Source organism: Planococcus faecalis, from assembly GCF_002009235.1.
Classification (GTDB): Bacteria; Bacillota; Bacilli; order Bacillales_A; family Planococcaceae; genus Planococcus; species Planococcus kocurii.
In genome coordinates this window covers 125,708-148,206 of the sequence record NZ_CP019401.1, presented here as the reverse complement: position 1 = coordinate 148,206, position 22,499 = coordinate 125,708, and the positions used below count along the sequence as shown (strand labels likewise).

Annotated in this window: 28 protein-coding genes; all 28 read right to left on the bottom strand. The window is 42.4% G+C overall.

Translation table 11 applies throughout. The annotated features are described in order from the left end of the window. Positions 1–17 precede the first annotated feature (17 nt). Positions 18–557: a 50S ribosomal protein L5 gene (gene rplE / locus AJGP001_RS00735; RefSeq protein ID WP_006828940.1), complete on the bottom strand. Its 540-nt coding sequence runs from the start codon at positions 555–557 to the stop codon at positions 18–20. Between the two features lie 27 nt (positions 558–584). Next, complete coding sequence (gene rplX, locus AJGP001_RS00730; protein ID WP_058386721.1) at positions 585–896, bottom strand: 50S ribosomal protein L24; 312 nt, start codon at positions 894–896, stop codon at positions 585–587. 35 nt (positions 897–931) lie between these two features. Then, positions 932–1,300 (bottom strand): 50S ribosomal protein L14, encoded by a 369-nt coding sequence (gene rplN / locus AJGP001_RS00725; RefSeq protein ID WP_006828938.1) that lies wholly within the window; start codon positions 1,298–1,300, stop codon positions 932–934. 47 nt (positions 1,301–1,347) lie between these two features. After that, the gene (rpsQ, locus tag AJGP001_RS00720) at positions 1,348–1,611 is read right to left on the bottom strand and encodes a 30S ribosomal protein S17 (RefSeq protein ID WP_008432511.1); all 264 of its coding nucleotides are present in this window, start codon (positions 1,609–1,611) and stop codon (positions 1,348–1,350) included. Positions 1,612–1,635: 24 nt separating this feature from the next. After that, complete coding sequence (gene rpmC, locus AJGP001_RS00715) at positions 1,636–1,836, bottom strand: 50S ribosomal protein L29 (protein WP_006828936.1); 201 nt, start codon at positions 1,834–1,836, stop codon at positions 1,636–1,638. Further along, on the bottom strand, positions 1,826–2,260 hold the full coding sequence (gene rplP, locus AJGP001_RS00710) for a 50S ribosomal protein L16 (RefSeq protein WP_006828935.1): 435 nt from the start codon (positions 2,258–2,260) through the stop codon (positions 1,826–1,828). Before rplP ends, rpmC begins: the two co-directional genes overlap by 11 nt. A gap of 1 nt (position 2,261) precedes the next feature. Further along, on the bottom strand, positions 2,262–2,918 hold the full coding sequence (gene rpsC / locus AJGP001_RS00705; protein WP_008497438.1) for a 30S ribosomal protein S3: 657 nt from the start codon (positions 2,916–2,918) through the stop codon (positions 2,262–2,264). Positions 2,919–2,921: 3 nt separating this feature from the next. After that, positions 2,922–3,263: a 50S ribosomal protein L22 gene (gene rplV, locus AJGP001_RS00700; RefSeq protein ID WP_008432509.1), complete on the bottom strand. Its 342-nt coding sequence runs from the start codon at positions 3,261–3,263 to the stop codon at positions 2,922–2,924. A gap of 19 nt (positions 3,264–3,282) precedes the next feature. Beyond that, positions 3,283–3,561, bottom strand: a complete 279-nt coding sequence (gene rpsS, locus AJGP001_RS00695) for a 30S ribosomal protein S19 (RefSeq protein ID WP_006828932.1) — start codon at positions 3,559–3,561, stop codon at positions 3,283–3,285. A 60-nt stretch (positions 3,562–3,621) separates the two neighbouring features. Continuing rightward, positions 3,622–4,452: a 50S ribosomal protein L2 gene (rplB, locus tag AJGP001_RS00690; RefSeq protein WP_058386722.1), complete on the bottom strand. Its 831-nt coding sequence runs from the start codon at positions 4,450–4,452 to the stop codon at positions 3,622–3,624. Positions 4,453–4,498: 46 nt separating this feature from the next. Further along, positions 4,499–4,783 carry a 50S ribosomal protein L23 gene (gene rplW / locus AJGP001_RS00685; RefSeq protein ID WP_058386723.1) on the bottom strand — a complete coding sequence of 95 codons (285 nt, stop codon included), beginning with the start codon at positions 4,781–4,783 and terminating at the stop codon, positions 4,499–4,501. Then, a complete protein-coding gene (gene rplD, locus AJGP001_RS00680) occupies positions 4,783–5,406 on the bottom strand; it encodes a 50S ribosomal protein L4 (protein WP_058386724.1) in 624 nt (207 codons plus the stop codon). Before rplD ends, rplW begins: the two co-directional genes overlap by 1 nt. Before the next feature lie 29 nt (positions 5,407–5,435). Further along, on the bottom strand, positions 5,436–6,065 hold the full coding sequence (gene rplC / locus AJGP001_RS00675) for a 50S ribosomal protein L3 (protein WP_058386725.1): 630 nt from the start codon (positions 6,063–6,065) through the stop codon (positions 5,436–5,438). 47 nt (positions 6,066–6,112) lie between these two features. Continuing rightward, the gene (gene rpsJ, locus AJGP001_RS00670; protein ID WP_006828927.1) at positions 6,113–6,421 is read right to left on the bottom strand and encodes a 30S ribosomal protein S10; all 309 of its coding nucleotides are present in this window, start codon (positions 6,419–6,421) and stop codon (positions 6,113–6,115) included. 255 nt (positions 6,422–6,676) lie between these two features. Next, positions 6,677–7,999 carry a Na+/H+ antiporter family protein gene (locus AJGP001_RS00665; protein WP_078080022.1) on the bottom strand — a complete coding sequence of 441 codons (1,323 nt, stop codon included), beginning with the start codon at positions 7,997–7,999 and terminating at the stop codon, positions 6,677–6,679. Positions 8,000–8,146: 147 nt separating this feature from the next. Further along, complete coding sequence (gene leuD / locus AJGP001_RS00660; RefSeq protein WP_078080020.1) at positions 8,147–8,734, bottom strand: 3-isopropylmalate dehydratase small subunit; 588 nt, start codon at positions 8,732–8,734, stop codon at positions 8,147–8,149. 25 nt (positions 8,735–8,759) lie between these two features. Then, positions 8,760–10,178: a 3-isopropylmalate dehydratase large subunit gene (leuC, locus tag AJGP001_RS00655; RefSeq protein ID WP_078080018.1), complete on the bottom strand. Its 1,419-nt coding sequence runs from the start codon at positions 10,176–10,178 to the stop codon at positions 8,760–8,762. 18 nt (positions 10,179–10,196) lie between these two features. Next, complete coding sequence (gene leuB, locus AJGP001_RS00650; protein WP_078080016.1) at positions 10,197–11,297, bottom strand: 3-isopropylmalate dehydrogenase; 1,101 nt, start codon at positions 11,295–11,297, stop codon at positions 10,197–10,199. A gap of 30 nt (positions 11,298–11,327) precedes the next feature. After that, positions 11,328–12,869, bottom strand: a complete 1,542-nt coding sequence (locus tag AJGP001_RS00645) for a 2-isopropylmalate synthase (protein WP_078080014.1) — start codon at positions 12,867–12,869, stop codon at positions 11,328–11,330. Then, on the bottom strand, positions 12,856–13,890 hold the full coding sequence (gene ilvC, locus AJGP001_RS00640; protein WP_058386731.1) for a ketol-acid reductoisomerase: 1,035 nt from the start codon (positions 13,888–13,890) through the stop codon (positions 12,856–12,858). Before ilvC ends, AJGP001_RS00645 begins: the two co-directional genes overlap by 14 nt. Positions 13,891–13,918: 28 nt before the next feature. Then, positions 13,919–14,431: an acetolactate synthase small subunit gene (ilvN, locus tag AJGP001_RS00635; RefSeq protein ID WP_058386732.1), complete on the bottom strand. Its 513-nt coding sequence runs from the start codon at positions 14,429–14,431 to the stop codon at positions 13,919–13,921. Continuing rightward, a complete protein-coding gene (gene ilvB / locus AJGP001_RS00630; protein ID WP_078080012.1) occupies positions 14,428–16,155 on the bottom strand; it encodes a biosynthetic-type acetolactate synthase large subunit in 1,728 nt (575 codons plus the stop codon). Before ilvB ends, ilvN begins: the two co-directional genes overlap by 4 nt. Positions 16,156–16,509: 354 nt before the next feature. Next, the gene (ilvE, locus tag AJGP001_RS00625; RefSeq protein ID WP_071153305.1) at positions 16,510–17,409 is read right to left on the bottom strand and encodes a branched-chain-amino-acid transaminase; all 900 of its coding nucleotides are present in this window, start codon (positions 17,407–17,409) and stop codon (positions 16,510–16,512) included. A gap of 325 nt (positions 17,410–17,734) precedes the next feature. Then, entirely contained in the window at positions 17,735–18,922 is a 1,188-nt protein-coding gene (gene tuf, locus AJGP001_RS00620) for an elongation factor Tu (protein ID WP_058386734.1), read from the bottom strand. Between the two features lie 115 nt (positions 18,923–19,037). Further along, positions 19,038–21,116, bottom strand: coding sequence for an elongation factor G (gene fusA, locus AJGP001_RS00615; protein WP_058386735.1), 2,079 nt, complete (start codon positions 21,114–21,116; stop codon positions 19,038–19,040). Positions 21,117–21,167: 51 nt separating this feature from the next. Continuing rightward, positions 21,168–21,638, bottom strand: a complete 471-nt coding sequence (gene rpsG, locus AJGP001_RS00610) for a 30S ribosomal protein S7 (protein ID WP_058386736.1) — start codon at positions 21,636–21,638, stop codon at positions 21,168–21,170. 44 nt (positions 21,639–21,682) lie between these two features. Then, positions 21,683–22,102 carry a 30S ribosomal protein S12 gene (rpsL, locus tag AJGP001_RS00605; protein ID WP_058386737.1) on the bottom strand — a complete coding sequence of 140 codons (420 nt, stop codon included), beginning with the start codon at positions 22,100–22,102 and terminating at the stop codon, positions 21,683–21,685. 98 nt (positions 22,103–22,200) lie between these two features. Further along, positions 22,201–22,449: a ribosomal L7Ae/L30e/S12e/Gadd45 family protein gene (locus AJGP001_RS00600; protein ID WP_071153302.1), complete on the bottom strand. Its 249-nt coding sequence runs from the start codon at positions 22,447–22,449 to the stop codon at positions 22,201–22,203. Between the last annotated feature and the right edge of the window lie 50 nt (positions 22,450–22,499).

The window sequence follows — 22,499 nt, the reverse complement described above, 5'->3', positions numbered from 1 at the left end:
TTACGCCTCCCTCACGTTTACTTTTGGAACGGCATTCCGAATTGTGTTAATAACTCACGAGCTTCTTCATCAGAGTTCGCAGTCGTTACAATTACGATGTCCATACCGCGTACTTTTGAAACTTTATCATAATCGATTTCTGGGAAGATTAACTGTTCTTTCACGCCAAGTGTGTAGTTACCACGGCCGTCGAACGATTTGTTCGATACGCCACGGAAATCACGAACACGTGGAAGTGAGATAGCAATTAATTTGTCCAGGAAGTCATACATACGCTCTCCGCGTAGTGTAACTTTACATCCGATTGGCATACCTTCACGTAGACGGAAGCCAGCGATAGATTTCTTAGCTTTAGTAATAACTGGTTTTTGACCAGTGATCGTTTGTAATTCTTCAACAGCAGAGTCAAGTGACTTAGTGTTTTGAACAGCTTCGCCTACACCCATGTTGATGACGATTTTGTTTACTTCAGGTGCCTGCATTACCGATTTATATTCAAACTTGCTCACTAGAGCAGGAGTGATTTCATTGACATATTTTTCTTTTAGGCGGTTCATGTGTGTACCTCCCTTCATTCAGGAATTTTATTTATCTAATTTTTCGCCGGATTTTTTTGCAACACGAACTTTTTTACCATCTTCAACCTTATATCCTACACGAGTCGGCTCGCCGGATTTAGGGTCAAGTAACATTACGTTAGAAACGTGAATTGCTGCTTCTTGGCTGACAATTCCACCTTGTGGATTTGCCTGGTTCGGTTTTGTATGCTTTTTAATGATGTTTACACCTTCAACAAGCACACGGTCTTTCTTAGGTAAAGCAGTCAAAACAACACCTGTTTTGCCTTTGTCTTTGCCTGAGATTACCTTAACTGTATCGCCTTTTTTAACATGCATTCTGTCGCACCTCCTTGGTATGGCACATTGATTTATTAAAGAACTTCAGGAGCAAGTGATACGATTTTCATGAAGCTGTTATCGCGAAGTTCGCGGGCAACAGGTCCGAAAATACGAGTTCCGCGTGGACCTTTGTCGTCACGGATAATGACACATGCGTTTTCATCAAATTTGATATAAGTACCGTCTTTACGGCGAGCTCCGCTTTTCGTGCGAACGATGACAGCCTTAACGACTTCACCCTTCTTAACAACGCCACCTGGTGTTGCTTTTTTCACGGTACAAACGATTACGTCTCCGATGTTTGCAGTCTTACGACCAGAACCACCAAGTACTTTAATCGTTAGTACTTCACGAGCACCCGAGTTGTCTGCAACTTTTAAACGACTTTCCTGTTGGATCACTTAGGTAACCTCCCTCCGGAATTTCTTAGGTTCCGAAATTATTTAAATTAAATGATAACCGCTTTTTCTACAATTTCCAATACGCGGAAACGTTTTGTAGCTGATAACGGACGAGTTTCCATGATGCGAACTACGTCGCCCATTTTCGCTTCGTTTAGCTCATCATGAGCTTTATATTTCTTAGAGTATTTTACACGTTTGCCATAGAATGCATGCTTCTTTTGAGTTTCAACCATTACTGTAACGGTTTTGTCCATTTTGTCAGACACAACACGGCCTGTGTATACTTTGCGTTGGTTACGCTCAGTCATACTTGCAAACCTCCTCTCGATTTATCAGTTATTGCCACTGAGTACTCTTTCGTGAATCACAGTTTTCATACGGGCAATCGCTTTACGTACTTCGCGGATGCGAGCAGTATTTTCTAATTGACCAGTAGCCAATTGGAAGCGAAGGTTGAAAAGCTCTTCTTTCAGTGATTTCACTTTTTGTTCAATCTCAGCAGTGGTTAGGTCACGGATTTCATTAGCTTTCATTCGATTCACCACCAATTTCTTCGCGTTTTACGAACTTCGTTTTGATTGGAAGTTTGTGAGATGCAAGGCGTAATGCTTCGCGTGCCACTTCTTCAGTTACTCCACCAAGTTCGAACATGATTTTACCAGTTTTGACAACGGCTACCCAGCCTTCAGGTGAACCTTTACCAGATCCCATACGTACCTCTAGAGGCTTTTTCGTATATGGCTTATGAGGGAAAATTTTAATCCAGACTTTACCGCCACGTTTCATGTAACGAGTCATGGAAATACGTGCTGCTTCGATTTGACGGTTAGTGATCCAAGATGATTCTAGTGCTTGGAGACCAAATTCGCCGAATGCAATTTCTTTACCGCCTTTAGCTTCTCCGCGCATCTTGCCTCGGTGCTCTCTACGATATTTAACGCGTTTAGGCATTAACATATTATTTGCCTCCTTCCTCAGATTTCTTCTTAGTTGGAAGGACTTCACCGCGGTAGATCCATACTTTTACGCCAAGCTTACCATAAGTTGTGTCTGCTTCAGCATGCGCATAATCAATGTCAGCGCGGAGCGTATGGAGCGGAACAGTACCTTCACTGTAGTGTTCAGCACGCGCTATGTCAGCGCCGCCTAGACGTCCAGATACTTGAGTTTTGATTCCTTTAGCGCCAGAACGCATAGTGCGTTGGATCGCTTGTTTTTGTGCACGACGGAATGATACTCGGTTTTCCAATTGACGTGCAACACTTTCAGCAACCAATCTTGCATCAAGGTCAGCTCGTTTAATTTCAATGATGTTGATGTGTACACGCTTGCCAGTCATAGAATTAAGTTGTGTGCGAAGTACTTCTACTTCAGATCCACCTTTACCAATTACCATACCTGGTTTCGCAGTATGAATAGTTACGTTAACACGGTTTGCAGCGCGCTCAATTTCGATTTTAGAAACTGAAGCTTCTTTCAAACGTGCTTCAACATATTCACGGATTTTAATATCTTCGTGAAGAAGTGTCGCATAATCTTTCTCAGCGTACCATTTAGACTCCCAATCACGAATGATTCCGATACGCATCCCAATTGGATGTATTTTTTGTCCCACGAATTATCCCTCCTTCTGGTCAGATACCACTAATGTAATGTGGCTTGTGCGTTTATTAATTGCGCTTGCGCGTCCCATTGCACGTGGACGGAAACGTTTAAGTGTTGGTCCTTCGTCAACGAATACTTCGCTGATGACTAGGTCATTCAGGTCCATTTCGTAGTTGTGTTCAGCGTTAGCAGCTGCAGATTTTAATAACTTCTCAACAACAACAGATGCTGCTTTTGGAGTATGGTTCAAAATCGCAACAGCTTCGCCAATTTGCTTGCCTCGGATTAAATCTACTACTAAACGGACTTTACGAGGAGCAATACGTACTGTTCTAGCGACAGCTTTTGCTTGCATAGGGAAATCCTCCTCTCATTTAACGTCTTGTTTTCTTATCGTCTGCACCATGACTAGCGTATTTACGCGTTGGAGCGAATTCGCCTAGTTTATGGCCCACCATGTCTTCAGTCACGTATACAGGGATGTGCTTACGACCATCGTATACTGCGATTGTTTGTCCGATGAATGTCGGGAAAATTGTAGAACGGCGAGACCAAGTTTTGATCACTTGTTTTTTCTCAGAATCCTTTTGTGCTTCAACTTTTTTCATAAGATGATCATCAACAAAAGGTCCTTTTTTCAAGCTGCGGCCCATGTGGGATCCTCCCTTCGTGATCGCACCACGGTTCTTTTAGTGAACCGTAGCGGAATCAAATTATTTTTTACGACGACGCACGATAAATTTATCTGACTTGTTCGTTTTCTTACGTGTCTTGTATCCAAGAGTTGGTTTACCCCAAGGAGACATTGGTGATTTACGTCCGATTGGCGAACGTCCTTCACCACCACCGTGTGGGTGATCGTTAGGGTTCATTACAGATCCACGTACAGTTGGGCGATTGCCCTTCCAGCGGTTACGACCTGCTTTACCAATGTTGATCAATTCGTGTTGCTCATTTCCTACAGCGCCAATAGTTGCGCGGCAAGTAGCAAGAATCATGCGAACTTCGCCTGATTGCAAACGAACTGTTACGTATTTTCCTTCTTTACCCAATACTTGAGCTGAAGTTCCTGCTGAACGAACTAATTGTCCGCCGCCGCCTGTTTTCAATTCAATGTTGTGGATTGTAGAACCCATTGGGATGTTTGATAACGGCAAAGCGTTACCTGGTTTGATGTCTGCTTCAATACCTGACATGATTTGAGTTCCAACTTCGACTCCTTTAGGAGCTAGGATGTAACGTTTTTCACCATCAGCATAATGAATCAATGCGATGTTCGCAGAACGGTTAGGATCGTACTCGATTGTAGCAACGCGTCCTGGAATGCCGTCTTTGTTACGCTTGAAATCGATCACACGGTATTGACGTTTATGTCCACCACCGTGATGGCGCACAGTAATTTTACCTTGGTTATTACGGCCGCCTTTGCGCTTTACAGGTTGTAGAAGCGATTTTTCAGGCTTGTTCGTAGTGATTTCAGCGAAATCTGAACTTGTCATGTTACGACGACCGTTAGTGGTAGGTTTGTATTTTCTGATCCCCACGTTATTTCCCTCCTTCTTTAATAGTCCTATAAGAACTTATAGAAAATTAAATTTCGAATAACTCGATGTCTTTAGATTCAGCAGTCAATTTAACAATCGCTTTACGGCGCTTGTTTGTATATCCTGCATGTTTGCCCATACGTTTGAATTTGCCTTTGTAGTTCATGATGTTGACTTTCTCAACCTTCACGCCAAAGATTTCTTGTATAGCTTGTTTAACTTGTGTTTTATTTGCGCGAGTGTCCACTTCAAAAGTGTACTTTTTCTCTGCCATTACTTCAGATGATTGCTCAGTAATGACCGGACGTTTTATTACATCACGTGCTTCCATTAACTAAGCACCTCCTCAATTTTCTCAATCGCTGCTTTTGTCATAACAATTTTGTCATGTCCAAGCAAGTCTAATACGTTAATACCATCTGCTGCTACTACTGTCATACCTTTAAGGTTACGTGCAGATTTTGCAACGTTCTCATCAAGGTCAGCAGTTACGAACAATGCTTTTTTGCCAATTGAAAGATCAGCGATCAACTGGTTAAATGCTTTTGTTTTTGGTGCATCAAATGTTAATCCTTCAAGTACCATCAAGTTTTCTCCTACTACTGTAGATGAAAGTGCAGAGCGTAAAGCTAAGCGACGGACTTTCTTAGGAAGCTTGTAGCTATAGCTACGTGGAGTTGGACCGAATACGATACCGCCTCCGCGCCATTGTGGTGAACGGATCGACCCTTGACGAGCACGTCCAGTTCCTTTTTGACGCCATGGCTTTTTACCACCACCAGCTACTTCAGAACGGTTTTTTACTTTATGGTTACCTTGACGTAGTGAAGCGCGTTGAGACACTACTGCGTCAAATAGTACTGATTCATTTGGCTCGATACCGAATACATAGTCGTTCAATTCGATGTCGCCCACTTGTGAACCTGTTTGATTTAATAAAGCTACTTTAGGCATTCTTGTTTCCTCCTTTCTCTAAAAATATATTATTTCGCTTTAGTTGCCGTTTTAACACGGATCAATGCTTTGCGAGAACCAGGAACATTACCTTTAACAAGAAGCAAGTTACGCTCAAGATCTACTTTCACGATCGAAAGGTTTTGAATCGTAATTGTTGTGCCACCCATTTGACCAGGTAATTTCTTCTGTTTGAATACGCGGTTAGGAGCAACCGGACCCATTGAACCAGGACGACGGTGGTAACGTGAACCGTGTGTCATTGGTCCGCGAGATTGTCCGTGGCGTTTAATAACACCTTGGAAACCTTTACCTTTTGTTGTTCCTGTTACATCTACTACATCGCCTTCTGCGAATACATCTACTTTGACTTCTTGACCAATCTCGTAATCAGCTAAGTTTACATTGCGAAGTTCGCGAATGAAGCGCTTAGGAGCAGTGTTTGCTTTTGCTACGTGTCCTTTAGAAGGTTTGTTTGAAAGCTTATCGCGCTTGTCTTCAAAACCTAATTGGATTGCTTCGTAGCCGTCAACCTCAACTGTTTTCTTTTGAAGCACTACGTTTGGAGAAGCTTCAATAACAGTTACAGGGATTAAATCACCGTTCTCAGCAAAAACTTGCGTCATACCGATTTTTCTACCTAAGATTCCTTTGGTCATGTTGTCACACCTCCTGTGATTATTTGTGTTTTCTATTTCGTTGCCGATTAAAGTTTAATTTCAATGTCAACGCCTGACGGTAAATCAAGTTTCATTAACGCATCAACAGTTTGTGGTGTTGGGTTAACGATATCGATTAGACGTTTGTGTGTGCGCATTTCAAATTGCTCACGAGCATCTTTGTATTTATGAACAGCACGCAAGATTGTGTAAACCGATCTTTCAGTTGGCAACGGTATCGGACCCGATACACTTGCACCTGAACGTTTTGCAGTTTCAACAATTTTCTCAGCAGACTGATCAAGAATTCTATGATCATACGCTTTTAAACGGATACGAATTTTTTGTTTTGCCATTATTTTCCCTCCTTTTCGCCTATTTTTGATAGACATTCTCCACGAAAATTTTCCAATCACTCGCCATGGCAAAGCGGCCGGGTGTATCGGTAACCTCTCGCTTCATCGCAGTCAAAAGACCAACATTAGATATTATACAGAATAAAAAAGAATTCCGCAAGTGTTTCCACGAAATTCTTTTTAATTCGCTTTTATTAGTATAACAGGATATTTCAGAACTTCAAGCGAGATGAAAATAGTCCGAACATTTCAAGCCTAGCTCAAGAACATCGCTGCAACCCAACCGAATATCACCAACGGAATATTGTAGTGAAGGAAGGTTGGCACGCACGTATCCCAGATGTGATTGTGCTGTCCGTCAACGTTCAGTCCGGCAGTTGGTCCAAGTGTTGAGTCAGAAGCTGGTGAACCGGCGTCACCGAGTGCTCCTGCAGTTCCGATCAATGCAATAATGGCCATGGTGGAAAATCCGAACTCCAGACTCAGTGGCACAAAAATAGCAGCAATGATTGGGATTGTGGCAAACGATGAACCAATGCCCATCGTCACAAACAATCCAACGATCAGCATCGCTAGTGCCGCGATTGCTTTATTGCCTGCGAAAAGATCTGATACGCTGGCAACTAACGGCTCGATAGCTCCTGTTGCTTGGATCACAGCCGCAAAACCGTTCGCTGTGATCATCACAAAACCGATGAACGCCATCATTTGCATGCCTTCTGTTAAGACTGCGTCAGCCTCGCGCCACTTCATCGCGCCAAAAACGTACAGCACCAAGATACCAGCTAGTGCTCCAATGATCATGGAATCTGTTTGGACTTGCCCGTACAACGCTGCAACCAACGCAACAATTGTCACCAACACATCTTTAGTTGACGCTTTCTTTTTCACAGTTTCTTCTATAGAAGAAACATTTGTATGGTAATCACGCGGCTTACGATAAGAAAAGAACACCGCAATGATCAAGCCGACTAGTAAGCCGGAAACTGGAATCGCCATTGCTTTTGGAATATCCGCCATGTCGATCGACAATCCAGCCAATTCCATTTGCGTAAAAACAATTTCGTGGAAGATCAATCCAAAGCCATACGGCAATAAAATATATGGGGCTGTCAAACCAAACGTCAACACTGCCGCGATCAACCGGCGATCAATTCGTAGTTCGTTTAAAATATGCAAAATCGGTGGAACTAGTAAAGGAATAAAAGCGATATGGATTGGAATGGCATTCTGCGATAAAATTGCCATCGTCAGTAACGCGATAATAATTAGAGCCTTTGCTAAATTTTGTCTTGTTGCTTTCCCATCTTTGTTCACTAACTTCAGCACTCCGGAGACCAGTAACTCTGGAATCCCTGTACGCGATATAGCTACGGCAAATCCACCCAGCATAGCATAGCTCAATGCAATGGTCGCTCCCGCCCCTAAACCGTCTGTAAACGATGTGATTGTATCAGTAAGTGACAACCCGCCACTCAATCCTCCTGCTAATGCGCCGATCAATAAGGCAAAAACGACATTCACACGCAATAAGCTCAATATGAGCATGACCAAGACAGCGATAATAACTGCATTCATATAATAAACTCTCCTTTAGTTTGCTAAAGCGTTAAAGTACATATTTAAAATTAACAAAATAAAAAATAGTTGTCAACAGACGATTACTCTTTTATTTTAAAACGAAAAAAAGACCTTTCACGGTTACGTAAAAGGTCTCTCGAAATATTAAGCACGTTGTTTTTCTTCATAAGCCGCAATATACGAATCATACTGGAAGGTTAACGCAATTTCATCCCAGCCTTTTAAGAGCATTTCTTTCCAATAAGGATCAATTTCAAATTCATAACGCGTACCGTCTTGTCCGGTAACAGATTGGTCTTCTAAGTTGATTTCTAACTTAAAATCTTGTTGTTGACCTTTACTAATCAACTCATCTACTTCTTGATCTTTCAAGCGAATTGGCAAAATGCCGTTTTTAACGCAGTTGTTATAGAAGATGTCTGCATAGCTAGGTGCAATGACTACACGGAATCCGTAATCTAAAATTGCCCACGGAGCATGTTCACGAGAAGAACCGCAGCCGAAATTTTCTTGTGCGACTAGAATTTCGGAGTTTTCGAATCGAGGGTCATTCAAAACAAAGTCTTCTATTGGTGTACCATCTGCATGAAAACGCCAATGATAAAACAAATATTTGCCGAATCCCGTTCGTTCAATACGCTTTAGAAATTCTTTTGAAATGATTTGGTCCGTATCGACGTTTTTTCGTTCTAGTGGCGTCAGTATGCTTGAAATTTTATTTATCGGTTTCATCGAAGGGTCTCCTCACTTTCATTTGTCATACAGACGCTACAGGCTCTTCCATGTAGTTACGGACATCTGTTAAATGACCTTCAATCGCAGCCGCTGCTGCCATGACAGGACTTACTAGGTGCGTCATCGAGCCCGCTCCTTGTCGACCTTCGAAATTTCGGTTAGAAGTAGATGCACAGCGTTCACCTGCAGGTACCGAGTCTTCGTTCATCGCTAAGCACATGCTGCAACCTGTCTCACGCCATTCAAAGCCCGCTTTGAGAAACACTTGATCTAAGCCTTCTTGTTCAGCTGCGCGTTTAACCGTTTCAGATCCAGGAACGACAATTGCCGTCACGGACGGGTGCACTTGCTTCCCTCTAATGATTCTACTTGCCGCACGTAAATCGCCTAGACGTGAATTGGTACAAGAACCGATAAATACATGTTGGATCGCAATTGAAGAAAGCGACATTCCTTCTTCTAAGTGCATATAAGCTAAAGCTTGTTTTAATGCATCTTTATCTGACTGTTTCTCGTAATCTGCAGCAGACGGAACGCGTTCAGCAATACCTGAACCCATTGATGGATTCGTTCCCCACGTAACGAATGGAGAGATTTCATCTGCATGAATCGAAACGGTCGCATCATACTCTGCACCTTCTTCTGTTGCAAGAGCTAGCCAACGATCCGCTTCTTGTTCAAACGCGTCTCCTTCAGGGACATGTCTACGTCCTCTCAAATACTCGATTGTTGTTTGATCTGGGCTAATCAAACCTGCACGTGCACCAGCTTCAATGGACATATTGCAAATGGTCATACGCTCTTCCATCGTTAAGTTACGAACTGCTTCGCCCGTATACTCCATAACATATCCGGTTCCCATATCGATACCAAATTTCGAAATAATCGCAAGGATGACATCTTTAGCAGTAACACCAAAGCCTAACTTGCCATCAATTCGAACTTCCATCGTTTTGGGCTTTGATTGCCATAGTGTTTGAGTAGAAAGTACGTGCTCTACTTCACTTGTGCCAATACCAAATGCCAATGCGCCAAAAGCGCCGTGTGTTGAAGTATGACTATCCCCACAAACAATCGTTTTACCAGGTTGCGTCAATCCAAGTTCCGGTCCAATAACGTGCACAATTCCTTGGTCGGGATGATTAATACCCGCAAGCGGCACACCAAATTCATCGCAATTGTCTTGTAAGGTTTTGATTTGCTTACGCGAGACGGGATCTGTGATGGTATCTCGGTTTCTTGTTGGGACATTATGATCCATAGTCGCAAAACACAAATCCGGTCGACGGACTTTACGCCCGTTTAACCGAAGTCCTTCAAATGCTTGCGGAGAAGTCACCTCATGCAGTAAGTGAAGATCAATATACAGCAGGTCCGGCTTTCCTTGTTCTTCGAAGACAATATGTTGTTCCCAAATTTTTTCTATGATGGTTTGTGCCATGCCAACCGCTCCTTTTACTTACACATAAGAATACATGATATGTTCTGATACAAATTCTCGTTCTAGTTCTTCTATCACTTTCGTTACATATTGTTCTGTTGAAACCACACGCTTCCCACTACCAGCTAAGTCTCCTGTGCAGTAACCATCTTCCAAAACGCTCATTACAGCTTGTTCAACGGCTGCCGCTTCTGTGTGGAGACCAAATGAATGCTTCAACATCATTGCAACCGACAAAATAGCAGCAGATGGGTTGGCTTTGTTTTGCCCCGCGATATCAGGCGCCGAACCATGTACGGGCTCGTAAAGACCGAAGCCGTCTGAACGGATGCTAGCAGATGGCAGCATGCCAAGTGACCCAGTAATAACGGATGCTTCGTCACTCAAGATATCTCCAAACATATTCTCAGTTACGACAACGTCGAAAGTGCGTGGATTCGTGATCAGCTTCATCGCTGCCGAATCAACTAGCATATGTTCTACTTCAATATCTGGATAGGCTGCTTTACGTTCTTCTACAACTTCACGCCATAGCTTACTCGTTTCCAATACATTGGCTTTATCAACCGACGTTACTTTGCCTCTTCGCGTACGAGCGATTTCAAACGCCTGGTTCACAATGCGCTCAATTTCTTCTCTCGTGTAAACCAATGTATCGACAGCCGATTTTTCAGAGCGACGTTTTGGTTCACCGAAATACAAGCCACTCGTCAATTCACGAACAATTACCATATCAACGTCTTTCGCTACTTCTTCTTTTAACGGGGAAGATGCTAGCAATGCCGGGATTGCTTTAACTGGACGAATATTTGCAAACAAATCGAAATGCTTCCGGATGTTCAAAAGCCCTTTTTCAGGACGCAAATGAGCGGGGTTGTTATCCCATTTCGTTCCTCCAACCGCACCGAGGAGAATCGCGTCACTCGCATCACAAACATCGATGGTTTGCTGAGGTAGCGGGTTATCAAATTGATCAACCGCCGCGCCTCCGATTACCGCGTGCTTTAAATGAAAAGTATGTCCATAACGCATTGCGATGGATTGCAACACCTTTACCGCTGCATCTGTCACTTCCGGTCCAATTCCGTCCCCTGGCAATACCGCTATTGTTTTTTTCATTTTAAATTCCTCCTCGTTTGAATTGTTCTTCTATACCGCTGACATCCTAACTTTCTTTCCTACTTGAACAATTTGACGATTAACTGCATTCAAATAGGCTTTTGCCGTCGCTTCCAAAACGTCCTGTGCAACGTCGCGCCCCGTTACCGTCTCACCGTTATAACTCATATTGATAACCGCTTCGCCTAATGCGTCACGCCCTTTACCAATAGAAGTCACACGGTAATCTAAAATGTGAACTTTGCCTTCCACAATCCGCTCCAATGTATTAAAAATCGCTTCAACAGATCCTGCTCCAGTAGCTGCTTCACTAATTAGCTCACCACTCGGGTGATAGGCAGAAGCAGTAGCCGTCGGAATGTTCGCCGTACCGTACTGTACTTGGACACTTTCCAACTTATAGACTGGCGTTTCATCATCGTGAATTTGCTGATCTGTTAGTAATACATAAAGATCGTCTTCCACAATTTCTTTTTTACGGTCAGCCAGCTTCTTAAACTCAATAAATGCGTTGTTCAACTTTTCTTCAGATAAGTCAAAGCCCATTTTGATAGCACGGTCTTTAAAGGCGTGACGCCCAGAATGTTTACCTAGTACCAATTCTGTTGCTACATCACCAATCAATTCCGGAGTAATGATTTCATAAGTCAACGGATTCTTCAGCATACCATCTTGGTGAATTCCCGATTCGTGGGCAAAAGCATTTTTACCGACGACCGCTTTATTCGGTTGAATCAAGCTACCTGTCAATTGACTCACCAATTGGCTAGTGCGCTTAATTTCGTTCAATTTAATACCCGTCTCGATGTTGAACATTTGTTTGCGAATGTGCAAAGCAACTGCAATTTCTTCTAGTGCAACGTTACCAGCGCGTTCTCCGATACCATTTATGGTTCCTTCGATTTGTGTCGCACCATTCTCGATTGCGGCTAGTGTATTAGCAGTTGCCATCCCCAAGTCGTTATGGCAATGTGCAGACAGTTTCACTTTTTCAATTCCCGCTACGTTGTCCGTCATGTATTTGAACATCGCACCGTACTCATGAGGTGTTGCATAACCAACTGTATCCGGAAGGTTAATAGTTGTGGCTCCCGCTTCAATTACTTTACGGATAATATGCGCCAGAAATTCCGGATCTGAACGAGAAGCATCTTCCGCTGACCACTGAACTAGCGGAAAGAACTTACGCGCGTATTTCACGGATTCTACAGCAAGTTCAACCACTTGCTCAGGTGTTTTAAATAACTTTGTTTCCATATGAATAGGCGAGGTAGCTAAAAAGATATGAATATGCGGCTGTTCCGCTCCTTTTAACGCATCCCACGTGCGGTCAATATCACTTTGTATCGAACGGGCCAAACCCGTCACAATTGAATTCTTTACCGTGCCTGCAATTCGCTGCACAGCATCAAAGTCTCCTGGAGATGAAGCTGGAAACCCTGATTCGATAATCGTCACTCCCAGACGTTCAAGTTGACGGGCGATTTCGATTTTTTCTGCTGTATTCAAGTTGATCCCGGCTGACTGTTCTCCGTCTCGTAATGTCGTATCGAAAATATCAATTTGTGACATTGGCGACCACCTCTTTTTGTTTAGTTTTTTTACCTTCATTGACAAATGGCATCATGGCACGTAATTCACGTCCAACTTGCTCGATTTGATGCGATTCTTCTGCTTTTTCAATTGCCGTAAATTCTGGACGGTTTAGTTGATTTTCAAGCAACCACCCTTTTGCGAATTTCCCTGTTTGGATATCTGTCAGAACATCTTTCATACGCGCTTTTGTATCTGCATCGACAATACGTGGTCCTGATACAAAATCTCCCCACTGCGCAGTATCTGAAATTGAGTAACGCATTCCAGACAAGCCACCTTCATACATTAGGTCAACGATCAATTTCAATTCGTGCATGCATTCGAAATACGCAAGTTCCGGTTGGTATCCAGCTTCAACAAGTGTTTCAAATCCAGCTTTTACTAGAGACGTTACACCGCCGCAAAGAACAGCCTGTTCTCCGAATAGATCCGTTTCCGTTTCTTCTTTAAATGTTGTTTCTAAAACACCTGCACGCGTAGCTCCGATTCCTTTTGCATAAGCAAGCGCCACTTCTTTAGCTTGACCTGACACATCTTGGTGAATCGCAATTAACCCTGGTACACCAGCACCCGCTTCGTATGTACGACGCACAAGATGTCCCGGTCCTTTAGGAGCTACTAGGAATACATCTACATCTGTAGGTGCAACAATTTGGTTAAAGTGAACATTGAAGCCATGAGCAAAAACAAGTGACTTGCCTGCTTTTAGTGAAGGCTTAATGTCTGCATTGTAGATTTGTGTTTGTTTTTCATCTGGTACTAAGACCATGATCACGTCTGCCGCGTCTGCCGCGTCTTTTACTGCCATTACTTTCATGCCGTCATTTTCTGCTTGCTCGAATGATTTACCAGGACGCACGCCAACTACTACGTCAAAACCAGATTCTTTTAAGTTTTGTGCGTGTGCGTGACCTTGTGAACCATAGCCAATTACCGCGATTGTCTTGCCTTTAAGTACCTGTTCGTTTACGTCTTGGTTATAATACATTTTTGCCATTTTTAATTTCCTCCTCGAGTTTGGTTTTTTATAGGATGTTTAATTGGGGTGCCTGCGTTTTTTGTGTTTCTCTGACAAAAGCTGATACACCGGTTCGGGTCAGCTCTTTGACACCATAAGGTCTCATCAGATCAATAAATGCTTCAATCTTTTCCGGGTCCCCTGTCACTTGAAATGTTGTTACATTTTTGCTCATATCAACCACTGTTGCTCGAAACGGCTCAACGATACTGAGCACTTCATTTCTGACCGCTGGTGGTACAACTACTTTTACTAGTGCAAGCTCTCTCATGACCATAGCTTTATCTGTAATATCATTCACTTTAAGTACATCAATTTGTTTTTGTAGTTGTTTTAGTAATTGTTCTAATTTCCCTCTATCTTCTACATTGACGACAAAAGTCATTTTTGATATGCCAGGCTGTTCTGTATGACCAACAGAGATACTTTCGATATTAAACTGCCGCTTCATAAGCAAACCCGTGACGCGATTTAACACACCACTTTGGTTGATTACCGTCGTTGTAATGACTCGTTTCATTCACCTTTCACTCCGATCATTTCATTCAAGCCTTTGCCTGGCGCTACCATAGGATAAACACATTCTAGTTGCACTACCCGACAATCGATCAAAACCGGCTCGTTTGAATTAAATGCTTCTGCAAACACAACTTCTGCTTCTTCCATCGTTTCTACTTTGTAACCTTTAACGTCATACGCTTCAGCCAGTTTCACAAAATCAGGTTGAACGGGCATCAACGATTGAGAATAGCGACTCTCATAAAACGTTTCCTGCCATTGTCTTACCATTCCTAAGCTTTGATTGTTTAAAATGACAATCTTCACCGGAAGACGAAGCTCTTGAAGCAAGGACAGTTCTTGCAAAGTCATTTGGAATCCGGCATCTCCAACAATAGAAATTACTTGCTCATCGGGTTTTGCTAGTTGCGCACCAATCGCTGCCGGAAAACCGAAGCCCATTGTACCTAAGCCACCTGAAGTTACCCAGTTATGTGGATTATTGAAACGATAATATTGAGCTGCCCACATTTGATGCTGACCAACATCAGTCGTTACCACTGCATCGCCTCTAGTCAAACGATGAATCAGCTCTACCGCTTGTTGAGGAAGGATACCTTCCCGACCTTTTACATGATACTGAAGTGGATATTCTGCTTTATTCTCGAATAATTCCCCTAGCCACTCCGTAGTGTTCGGACTTTCAAATGATTGATTGAGCAACTGGACCAACGCCTCTTTTGCATCTGCAACAATCGGAATTGCGGTCGGTACATTTTTGCCGATTTCTGCTGGATCAATGTCGATATGAATAACTTGAGCATTTGGTGCAAAGTTAGCCAGGTTGCCAGTTAGCCGGTCATCAAATCTGGCGCCAATGTTTAATAACACATCACAATCACAAATTGCTGTATTGGCTGTATAGGTACCGTGCATCCCCGCCATTCCGAGGAATAATTCGTGTTCGCCTCCAACACTTCCTAGCCCGAGTAACGTATTAGTAATTGGAATTTGATGTTTTTCTGAGAATTTCTTTAGCTCTTCTGTCGCTTTAGCGGCAAGTATGCCAGCCCCCGCTAAGATCAAAGGTTTTTTTGATTGTGACAACACTTGCGCAGCTTTTTGAATTTGTAAAAAATTAGGGCTAGTCGTCGGCTGATATCCCGGCAGATAGACTGCCTCTTCTTCTTTAGTAGATAAGAACAATTCCGTCGCAATGTTTTTCGGTATATCTACTAGAACCGGCCCTGGACGTCCAGTAGAAGCAATGTAGAAAGCTTCTTTAATAATTCTTGGTAGATCCGTTACTTTTTTCACTTGATAATTATGCTTTGTAATCGGTTGTGTGATGCCGATGATATCAGCTTCCTGAAAAGCATCGGTTCCGATGACTGAAGTCGCCACCTGACCCGTAAAAATGACTAACGGCAAGGAATCCAGCATAGCATCTGCAATTCCTGTCACTAAATTCGTAGCACCGGGACCAGATGTTGCAAGTACAACGCCCGTCTTACCTGATACCCTTGCATATCCTTCAGCTGCGTGAATAGCGCCTTGTTCATGCCTTGCTAAGATGTGGCGTATCGGATTTTTGTGTAAGGCATCGTAAATCGGTAGCACCGCGCCTCCAGGATAGCCGAATATGATTTCTACGCCTTGATTTTTTAAAGACTGAATCAGTATGTCTGCACCACTGCCTGTCAATTCCTGTTTAACTTCTTCTCTAACCTGTACGTTTACTCCCAATCTTTCCGCCTCCTTTTTTCAGTTTCTTGTGAAATAAAAAAAACTTTTTCATCCCTACACAAAGAAACATGTTCTTCGTATAGGGATGAAAAAGTTTCATGGTACCACCCTATTTCACTGCGCAACCGCAGCCTCATGGATAAGCAATGCTTATCCATTGATAACGATGACTTTTCACTTGCAAGTCACCGGGACTACCTAAACAGCCGAAGCTTTTCAGCAATCCACTCAGAGGGGATGTCGCAAATGGTTGTATTACCGGCTTCCACCTGTACCGGCTCTCTGTAAATACGGATTCCATTTGCTTTAACCTCGTCATTGAGTTGAACGTATATTTGATTCTAGAAACTCTGTTTAAACTACGTTTAGATGATCTTCATAAACTTTCACGCCGTCGTTCTGAACAAGTTCTCTGAAGGATTCCAACAAATCATTCGTGATTGGACCTGGTTTTCCTTCGCCAATTACTCGACCATCTACTTTGATGACAGAAATGACTTCAGCAGCAGTTCCTGTTAAAAATACTTCATCTGCAACATACACATCATGTCTTGTGAAAACACCTTCTTGCATGTCATAGCCTTTTTGAGCAGCTACATCCATAATTGCATTTCGTGTAATTCCTTCAAGCGCTCCTACATAACCCGGAGGAGTGATTATTTTTCCCTTTCGAACAATAAAGATGTTATCAGCTGAACCTTCAGCTACATAACCTTGGTCATTTAACATAAGCGCTTCAGAAACGCCTGCAAGGTTAGCTTCAAGTTTTACTAAAATATTATTCATGTAATTCAAGGACTTAACTTTTGGACTCAGTACGTCTGAACGACTTCTTCGTGTAGCGACTGAAACAATTTCGATTCCTGTTTCATACATTGATTTCGGAAACAGGGATAGGGGTTCAGCTATCGCAATTACACTTGGATGAGAACAACTGTAAGGATCTAACCCAAGGTTGCCCACCCCTCTTGAAACGATGAGTCTAATATAAGCATCTTTAAACTTATTCTCTCTAAGTGTTTGAACAACAATATTGGTCATTTCTTCGAAAGTGTGTGGAATCTCAAGCATTACTGATTTTGCAGAATCAAAGAGTCGTTCCAGATGTTCTTCCAGCCGGAAAACATTTCCATTGTAAGAACGGATTCCTTCGAATACTCCATCACCGTACAAAAATCCATGATCATAAACTGAAATTTTAGCGTCTTCCTTTTTTACGAATTCGCCATTCATATAAATTACTTGTTCACTCATGATGTCCACTTCTTTCTCAGAAATTTTATAATATGCAATATATCGAATTCTGTATGTGTTTTGTAAATTGTTGCTATCATATCGTCTATTAAGAAGCCTGTCAATGAGCTTAATTGAAGTTTTTAGCCAATTTTGAATATTAACAATAAATGTATACGTTTTCATTGTTGCTAATACTGCATTTGTGACATTAATTAAAAAGTTTGAATATTTTACGAACAACTAGCTATTCAAGCAATACATCTCTATCATTCATGGTGACAACGCAAAAAAGACCCTATCTCATTGGTAATGAGATAGGGTCTTTTATAACACTTAGCAGTTATTACTTAGTAATTGTAGCAACAACGCCAGCGCCTACAGTACGTCCACCCTCACGGATAGAGAACTTAGTTCCTTCTTCAAGTGCGATAGGAGAGATTAGAGAAACGATCATTTCGATGTTATCTCCAGGCATAACCATTTCTACACCTTCAGGAAGGTTACAAACACCAGTTACATCAGTTGTACGGAAGTAGAACTGTGGACGGTAGTTTGTGAAGAATGGAGTATGACGCCCACCCTCTTCTTTTGAAAGAACGTAAACTTCCGCTCTGAATTCAGTATGTGGAGTAATTGTGCCTGGTTTAGCCAATACTTGTCCACGTTGAACGTCATCACGAGAAACTCCGCGAAGAAGTGCGCCAATGTTGTCGCCAGCTTCAGCATAGTCAAGTAATTTACGGAACATTTCTACACCAGTTACAGTTGTAGATTTTGGTTCTTCAGTAAGACCAATGATATCAACGTTATCACCGATTTTGATTTGTCCACGTTCAACGCGTCCAGTAGCAACAGTTCCACGGCCAGTGATTGAGAATACATCCTCAACAGGCATCATGAATGGTTTTTCAGTATCACGTGGTGGAGTAGGGATATACTCATCAACCGCGTTCATTAATTCAACGATTTTGTCTTCCCACTCAGCTTCTCCTTCAAGAGCTTTAAGAGCAGATCCTTTGATGACAGGAATGTCATCGCCAGGGAAGTCATATTCAGAAAGAAGATCGCGGACTTCCATTTCAACTAGTTCAAGAAGTTCTTCGTCATCTACCATATCGCATTTGTTCATGAATACAACTAGGTAAGGAACACCGACTTGACGTGAAAGAAGGATGTGCTCACGAGTTTGTGGCATTGGGCCGTCAGCAGCAGATACTACTAAGATTCCGCCGTCCATTTGAGCAGCACCAGTAATCATGTTTTTAACATAATCGGCGTGTCCAGGGCAATCTACGTGTGCGTAGTGGCGAGATTCAGTTTCATACTCAACGTGTGAAGTATTGATTGTGATACCGCGCTCTTTTTCTTCAGGTGCGTTATCGATTTGAGCGTAAGAACGAGCTTCTCCGCCTGATTTTTTAGCAAGAACTGTAGCGATTGCTGCAGTCAAAGTTGTTTTACCGTGATCGACGTGACCAATTGTACCAATATTTGCATGTGTTTTAGAGCGATCAAATTTAGCTTTTCCCATTAGAAAAATCCTCCTCGAAATGTAAGTGAATGTTTGTTTGAAGTGCTGAGAATAATAGGGCCCTATTATTCTCAGCATACAAACTATTTATACGTGATTAAAGATCAAAATTCAATTATTGACCTTTATTTTTTTTGATGATTTCTTCAGAAATTGATTTCGGTACTTCTTCATAGTGATCGAAGTGCATTGAGAACACACCACGGCCTTGCGTATTTGAACGCAATGAAGTTGCATAACCGAACATCTGTGCAAGAGGTACCATAGAACGAACAACTTGTGCGTTTCCGCGAGCGTCCATACCTTCTACGCGGCCTCGGCGTGACGTAATGTCACCCATGATATCCCCAAGGTATTCCTCAGGAATAACAACCTCAACGCGCATGATAGGCTCAAGAAGAACTGGATTAACTTTAGAAATCGCATTTTTAAGTGCCATAGAAGCAGCTACTTTAAATGCCATTTCGTTCGAGTCAACATCATGGTAAGATCCGTCGAACAAACGAGCTTTGATATCGATCAAAGGATATCCGGCAATAACACCGTTGTCTAGAGAGTCGCGAAGACCCGCTTCAACTGCTGGGATGTATTCACGCGGAACAACACCACCAACGATACCATTTTCAAATTCAAAACCTGCTCCTTCTTCGTTTGGAGAGAACTCAATCCAAACGTGTCCGAATTGTCCACGTCCACCCGATTGGCGCACGAATTTACCTTCAACTTTAGCAGACTGACGGAATGTCTCACGGTAAGATACCTGAGGTGCACCCACGTTAGCTTCTACGTTGAATTCACGACGCATACGGTCAACTAGGATATCAAGGTGAAGTTCACCCATACCCGCGATGATTGTTTGGCCAGTTTCCTGGTCAGTGTGCGCACGGAAAGTTGGATCTTCTTCTTGCAATTTAGCAAGGGCTTGACCCATTTTATCTTGATCGGCTTTTGATTTAGGCTCCACAGAAAGTGAAATAACTGGTTCTGGGAATACCATACGCTCAAGAATTACTTGTTGTTTCTCGTCACTTAACGTATCACCTGTTGATGTATCTTTAAGGCCGATAGCAGCAGCAATATCTCCGCAATATACTTCAGCGATTTCTTCACGAGAGTTTGCATGCATTTGTAGGATACGTCCAACGCGCTCACGCTTACCTTTAGAAGAGTTCTGAACATATGAACCAGATTTAAGAGAACCAGAATACACACGGAAGAAAGTTAACTTTCCAACATATGGATCTGTCATTACTTTAAACGCAAGCGCTGAGAATGGCTCGTCTTCGCTAGGTTTACGTAATACTTCTTCGTCTGAGTCCGGAAGAACACCAGTCATTGGTGGTACATCTAATGGAGATGGTAGGTAATCAATTACTGCATCAAGCATTAATTGAACCCCTTTGTTTTTAAATGCAGTTCCGCAAACTACTGGATAAAACTCAACGTCTAGTGTTCCTTTACGGATACCAGCTTTAAGTTCTTCAACAGTAATTTCTTCGCCACTAAGGTATTTTTCCATCAAATCTTCGTCAAGCTCAGCAACAGCTTCCACTAATTTAGTGTGCCATTCCTCAGCAAGTTCTTTGTGATCTTCAGGAATCTCACCTTCAGTAATTTCAGTTCCTAAATCGTTAGCGTAGAAATGTGTTTTCATTTCAACTAAATCAATGATTGCTGAAAAGTTATCTTCTGCACCGATTGGCAACTGAATCGGGTGAGCATTAGCTTGTAGACGCTCATGCAACGTACCTACAGAGTATAAGAAGTCCGCGCCGATTTTATCCATTTTGTTGATAAATACGATGCGTGGAACTCCGTAAGTTGTAGCTTGACGCCAAACAGTTTCAGTTTGAGGCTCAACACCTGATTGAGCATCAAGAACTGTAACCGCACCATCAAGTACGCGCAACGAACGTTCAACTTCAACAGTGAAGTCTACGTGTCCTGGAGTATCAATAATGTTAACACGGTGTTCTTTCCATGAAGCTGTTGTAGCAGCAGACGTAATTGTAATTCCGCGCTCCTGCTCTTGCTCCATCCAGTCCATTTGAGAAGCACCTTCATGCGTTTCCCCAATTTTGTGGATTTTACCAGTGTAGTATAAAATACGCTCCGTAGTAGTCGTTTTACCAGCATCGATGTGTGCCATGATCCCGATATTACGTGTTTTGTCTAAGGAGAACTCTCTAGCCATGTTGTTTTTCTCCTTCCGTTTCGGATTAAGATGTAAACATCTCGAAAGAAATTACCAGCGATAGTGAGCAAATGCTTTATTTGCTTCCGCCATTTTATGAATATCTTCGCGTTTCTTAACAGCTGCACCAGTGTTGTTAGCAGCATCTAAAATTTCATTAGCCAAACGCTCTTCCATTGTTTTCTCTCCACGAAGACGTGAATAGTTTACAAGGTAGCGAAGACCTAGAGTTGAACGACGTTCTGGACGAACTTCAACCGGTACCTGGTAGTTTGCACCACCAACACGGCGAGCGCGTACTTCAAGAACTGGCATAACGTTAGCCAAAGCTTGTTCGTATACTTCAATTGGATCTTTACCGCTGCGTTCTTTAACTAACTCAAACGCTCCGTATAAGATTTTTTGTGAAGTACCTCTTTTTCCGTCAACCATCATTTTATTAATTAAGCGTGTCACCAATTTTGAATTATAAATTGGATCTGGCAACACATCACGTTTAGCTACAGGACCTTTACGAGGCATGTATGTTCCTCCTTTCAACGAATTCTCTTCGTTAATTTAAGATATTATTTTTTTACTTTAGGACGCTTAGTTCCGTATTTAGAACGGCTTTGCATACGGCCGTTTACTCCAGCTGTATCAAGTGCTCCACGTACGATATGGTAACGTACACCCGGTAAATCTTTTACGCGTCCGCCGCGAAGAAGAACTACACTGTGCTCTTGAAGGTTGTGACCTTCTCCAGGGATGTAAGCATTAACCTCAATTTGGTTTGTCAAACGTACACGCGCATATTTACGCAATGCGGAGTTTGGTTTTTTCGGTGTCATTGTACCAACACGAGTACATACTCCACGTTTCTGTGGTGATGTCACGTTAGTTTGAGCCTTTTTGAAGCTGTTATACCCTTTGTTTAGCGCTGGTGAACCCGATTTAGTAGTCTTCGGTTTACGAGGCTTGTTAACTAATTGGTTAATTGTAGGCATCGATTTTTTCCTCCTCTCAAAAGGTGTTCTAATACCACATATCCAGGTGGTTCATTTTTGGGTAAAAAACAAAGTCTTTGTGATTTACACAAAAACTGTTATCCAGTAATCGCCACAGCAGCTGCACCGACATTAATGCCATATGCTTTGCCAAGCTTCAATCGTGAATCTGCAAATCCGACCCGAATACCTTTTTCTAAGGCTAGTTGGATAATCTGTTCGGTCATTCGATCGTCTGCGTCTTTTGCCACTATTATCTCTTGGACAATACCGCTTTTTATTGCTTTTACTGTCTGCTTTGTACCGATGATCATTTCACTTGTCTGTTTTACTTTTTCATTAGACATTCACATATCCTCCAAAGCGTTAGACCGTTAACCATCAACCCTTAACATAT

Coding starts and splice junctions, on each gene's coding strand:
- rplE (WP_006828940.1), bottom strand. CDS start 557: ATGAACCGCCTAAAAGAAAAATATGTCAATGAAATCACTCCTGCTCTA.
- rplX (WP_058386721.1), bottom strand. CDS start 896: ATGCATGTTAAAAAAGGCGATACAGTTAAGGTAATCTCAGGCAAAGAC.
- rpsQ (WP_008432511.1), bottom strand. CDS start 1,611: ATGACTGAGCGTAACCAACGCAAAGTATACACAGGCCGTGTTGTGTCT.
- rpmC (WP_006828936.1), bottom strand. CDS start 1,836: ATGAAAGCTAATGAAATCCGTGACCTAACCACTGCTGAGATTGAACAA.
- rplP (WP_006828935.1), bottom strand. CDS start 2,260: ATGTTAATGCCTAAACGCGTTAAATATCGTAGAGAGCACCGAGGCAAG.
- rplV (WP_008432509.1), bottom strand. CDS start 3,263: ATGCAAGCAAAAGCTGTCGCTAGAACAGTACGTATTGCTCCTCGTAAA.
- rpsS (WP_006828932.1), bottom strand. CDS start 3,561: ATGGGCCGCAGCTTGAAAAAAGGACCTTTTGTTGATGATCATCTTATG.
- rplW (WP_058386723.1), bottom strand. CDS start 4,783: ATGGAAGCACGTGATGTAATAAAACGTCCGGTCATTACTGAGCAATCA.
- rplD (WP_058386724.1), bottom strand. CDS start 5,406: ATGCCTAAAGTAGCTTTATTAAATCAAACAGGTTCACAAGTGGGCGAC.
- rplC (WP_058386725.1), bottom strand. CDS start 6,065: ATGACCAAAGGAATCTTAGGTAGAAAAATCGGTATGACGCAAGTTTTT.
- rpsJ (WP_006828927.1), bottom strand. CDS start 6,421: ATGGCAAAACAAAAAATTCGTATCCGTTTAAAAGCGTATGATCATAGA.
- AJGP001_RS00665 (WP_078080022.1), bottom strand. CDS start 7,999: ATGAATGCAGTTATTATCGCTGTCTTGGTCATGCTCATATTGAGCTTA.
- leuD (WP_078080020.1), bottom strand. CDS start 8,734: ATGAAACCGATAAATAAAATTTCAAGCATACTGACGCCACTAGAACGA.
- leuC (WP_078080018.1), bottom strand. CDS start 10,178: ATGGCACAAACCATCATAGAAAAAATTTGGGAACAACATATTGTCTTC.
- leuB (WP_078080016.1), bottom strand. CDS start 11,297: ATGAAAAAAACAATAGCGGTATTGCCAGGGGACGGAATTGGACCGGAA.
- AJGP001_RS00645 (WP_078080014.1), bottom strand. CDS start 12,869: ATGTCACAAATTGATATTTTCGATACGACATTACGAGACGGAGAACAG.
- ilvC (WP_058386731.1), bottom strand. CDS start 13,890: ATGGCAAAAATGTATTATAACCAAGACGTAAACGAACAGGTACTTAAA.
- ilvN (WP_058386732.1), bottom strand. CDS start 14,431: ATGAAACGAGTCATTACAACGACGGTAATCAACCAAAGTGGTGTGTTA.
- ilvE (WP_071153305.1), bottom strand. CDS start 17,409: ATGAGTGAACAAGTAATTTATATGAATGGCGAATTCGTAAAAAAGGAA.
- tuf (WP_058386734.1), bottom strand. CDS start 18,922: ATGGGAAAAGCTAAATTTGATCGCTCTAAAACACATGCAAATATTGGT.
- fusA (WP_058386735.1), bottom strand. CDS start 21,116: ATGGCTAGAGAGTTCTCCTTAGACAAAACACGTAATATCGGGATCATG.
- rpsG (WP_058386736.1), bottom strand. CDS start 21,638: ATGCCTCGTAAAGGTCCTGTAGCTAAACGTGATGTGTTGCCAGATCCA.
- rpsL (WP_058386737.1), bottom strand. CDS start 22,102: ATGCCTACAATTAACCAATTAGTTAACAAGCCTCGTAAACCGAAGACT.
- AJGP001_RS00600 (WP_071153302.1), bottom strand. CDS start 22,449: ATGTCTAATGAAAAAGTAAAACAGACAAGTGAAATGATCATCGGTACA.